General features: G+C 36.5%; 2 protein-coding genes. One reads left to right on the top strand and one right to left on the bottom strand.

Annotated elements, in window-relative coordinates; genetic code table 11:
• Window positions 1-960, top strand: a 960-nt coding sequence (locus ASJ81_RS10080) for an IS66 family transposase (RefSeq protein ID WP_095644349.1), incomplete at its 5' end; no start/stop codon positions are given.
• Between the two features lie 760 nt (window positions 961-1,720).
• Here ASJ81_RS10080 and ASJ81_RS10070 read toward each other — a convergent pair.
• The gene (locus ASJ81_RS10070) at window positions 1,721-3,073 is read right to left on the bottom strand and encodes a dihydrolipoyl dehydrogenase family protein (protein ID WP_095644347.1); all 1,353 of its coding nucleotides are present in this window, start codon (window positions 3,071-3,073) and stop codon (window positions 1,721-1,723) included.
• Between the last annotated feature and the right edge of the window lie 336 nt (window positions 3,074-3,409).

Below are 3,409 nucleotides of genomic sequence, written 5' to 3'. Positions count from 1 at the left end.
CCTTATCAGCAGATTGATGATACAGGTGCAAGAGTCAATGGTGTCAATTATTATACTCAAATTCTTTGTAATCCTTATTATACTGCTTATTTTACAGTTCCCAATAAAAATAGAGAAAATGTTTTAGACGTGCTTTTATGTGGAAAAGAAAAAACATACTGCTTTACTGATGAAGCATATAATCTGATGAAAACGTTTAATGTTTCCCAAAGTTGGATGGAAAAACTCTCGTCTTTTAAAAACAAAATATTCAGTGACGAAGAAATGCGTCGAAAACTGGATTGTGTTTTCTCACTTAATGGATATAAAACTACTAAGAAGAAAGTCCTTGAAGCCTGTGCAATTGCGGCCTATCATCAAAGTAAAGACATACCTGTGGTTACCACACTTTTAAGTGATGATGCACGTCAGTTCAGGCAAATTGCATATCACCATGCTCTTTGTTGGATTCATGACGGTAGAAACTACAAGAAATTAAGGCCAATAGTTCCGTATCATAAAGAAAAGCTGAAAGCTTTTCTGAACAGTTACTGGAACTTTTATGGTGAGCTTTCTAAGTTTGGAATAAAACCAGATTCAGAGGTAGCGGAGCAATTATCCGTTAAGTTTGATCAGTTGTTTTCTACCAAAACAGGATATGAACAGCTGGATGAAAGAATCGCTAAGACAAAAGAGAACAAGGAACAGCTGTTAAAGGTTCTGGTCTTGCCAGAGGTTCCGCTGCATAACAATGCAGCGGAACTAGCGGCGAGAGCAAAAGTCAGAAAAAGAGATGTGAGCCTTCAAACCATAACAGAGGAAGGAACAAAAGCAAATGACACATTTATGACGATTGTTCAGACAGCAAAGAAACTGGGTGTAAGTGCATATCAGTACATATGTGATAGAGTTGGCGGTACATTTGGGATGCCATCTCTGGCTCAATTAATCGGAGAAAAAAGCTCAATAAGCAGAAATTGAGAGCTTTCCACTCAATTTGAAGAGGATACCGTAATTAAACTAGATAAAAAATGAATTCGTTTGTTTAAAGTAAATCAAGTATCAACGGGAGATTAATCTTAAGGTAGATGCAGCGGAAGTTCAAAATCTGAATACTTGCATTTTCTGTTAAGATTTTATAACACTTGCATTTTTCTTTAAGATTGCTATCTCCCATTAAATTAGGAAATTGCCTATGAAATTATGTTTGTTTATTACGTTGATCCGGCATTTTTTCTAATATATTCCATTTTTCTAATGTATTCCATTTTTCTAATGTATTTCATTTTTCTAATGTATTTCATTTTTCTAATGTATTTCATTTTTCTAATGTATTTCATTTTTCTAATGTATTTCATTTTTCTAATGTATTTCATTTTTCTAATGTATTTCATTTTTCTAATGTATTTCATTTTTCTAATGTATTTATAACATCCTACGAAGTACCTTATTTTCTCGCATTTTCAATAAATATCTTTTAGTCATTTTTCAGTGTAATTCTGTTCCTGGTTTCACCGGTGGTTCGTCTTCTTGATTTTATCCTTGTTTTCCTGGATGTGTTGTATGATGCCGGTGTCTCCGTTACTCTTCAGCTTCATGGCTCGCTCTGTCGCCGTGAAATTCTGTACTCACATCTGCAGCATTGGCATTTTTTTATCAGATAAATCATTTAAGTCGTCCATGACATCCTGAGTAGCACCGTGATTGTTTGAGTACTTGCTTTTGGGTTCTGCCGGAACAGTCATAGCATATAAGGAATATCCGAACATGTAGTAGGATAGATAAAAACCAGTTTTTTTACGTCCGACGCCTTGAGTCCAAGCCTCATTACTGCAGCGAAAATATTGATAGCTTCTCCAGCATTCGGACCCAGAATATAAGCTCCAATTATACGGTCATTCGCTTCATCAATAATTACCTTTGAAGCTGCAAACTCCATTCCTTCTTTTCGGGTTGTGTACCAGTTGCTTCTGTCTCGAAATATTACCTTATATTTATCGTTATCTTTAACATAACTGGTTCCTACGGAAGCCAGGACAGGAATTGTATGAACTGCACTTGGAATACCTGTATAATCGACCTCAACACTATTCTCGTTAAGGATGTTAGCTGCTGCAACTTCTCCTTGAAGAGCTGCTACAGAATTAAGTTTCATACCCTCTGATACACAGTCTCCACCTGCATAGACTTGAGGGTTTGAGGTCCTCATGTAATTATCGACTGCAATAGCTCCCTTTTCAATCTTAATCCCGGCTTTTTCGAGATATAAACCCTCTATATTCGGAACACGTCCTGCTCCATGAATTATCATATCCGCAAGGAAGTTCTGAGTTTCTGACTCGGTTGAGGATTTAGGTCCAGTCCTCACCAGAAAGCCATTATCTTCTCTTCCTATCGAAACTACCGGTTTATTTATGAGAATCTTAATTCCTGCAGCTTCGGTCGTTTTTACAAGTAAACTCACCATGTCAGCATCAGAATGTCCCAGGAGTCTTTCGCTTCTGTGAAGAATTATGACCTCTGCCCCAGTCCTTCGTGCAACATGAGCGAACTCCAGGGAGATATGACCACCTCCTATGAAAATAATTCTTTCAGGGAGCTTTTCGGTGTTCATAAACTCTTCACTTGTGGTAACATATTCTTCACCGGGAAAATTGAGTTTTCTAGGCTTTGAACCCGTAGCAAGAAAAATATGTTCTCCTTTAAGTTTGTCTTCTCCGACAATTACTGTGTTTTGATTTTCAAAATAAGCTTTTCCATGGTATGCATCGATTCCCATCTCAATAAAATGGTTCTCAATTCTTCCAGGACATTCTTCCGTAGCTGTTCTCTTGAACTCGATAAGTGAAGGCCAGTCAATTTTTAAAGGATTTTGTATCCCCATACCTTTCCCTATTAACCGATTACTTCGATCCGTAACCTCGGCTAGATCCGTAAACATCTTTTTAGTATCACAGCCTCTGGGAGGAGAGATTCCCCCATATTCTCCGGAGTCAATAATAGCTATTTTTAATCCTGAGTTTGCAACTTTGTCAGCAAAGGTTCTGCCCGCAGTCCCAGTCCCGAGAATTATAATATCGTAGTCCTTTTCCATAATGCTCCCCCTTTTTCTATGTCTTCTCTTACATCCTCCTTTTTTACGTTCTCTCTTCTTCTAATTCACACTCTTTCTGAAAAAAGATAGTGAAAAGCCATATCCCAGTGAAATTTTATATTAGATTTATTATATTAAAAGATGATTAAATTAACGGGTTTATCCAGAAACTCAAAACTTGATTTGCTAATCTTGTATCTGGTATAGTAAACATAGAGCGTCAATTCCGGAATAGGTTCATAAAAATTGCGGCTCTTCGTCGTATAAAATGGGTAATTATTTATAATAAAAATATAATATAAATAAGTATTATATTATTTGATAAAAATAACTGCA

This window comes from Methanosarcina spelaei (assembly GCF_002287235.1).
In the GTDB taxonomy this organism is placed as follows: domain Archaea; phylum Halobacteriota; class Methanosarcinia; order Methanosarcinales; family Methanosarcinaceae; genus Methanosarcina; species Methanosarcina spelaei.
The sequence above is the reverse complement of the archived record's forward strand: the minus strand, read 5'-3'. Positions and strand labels throughout refer to the sequence as shown.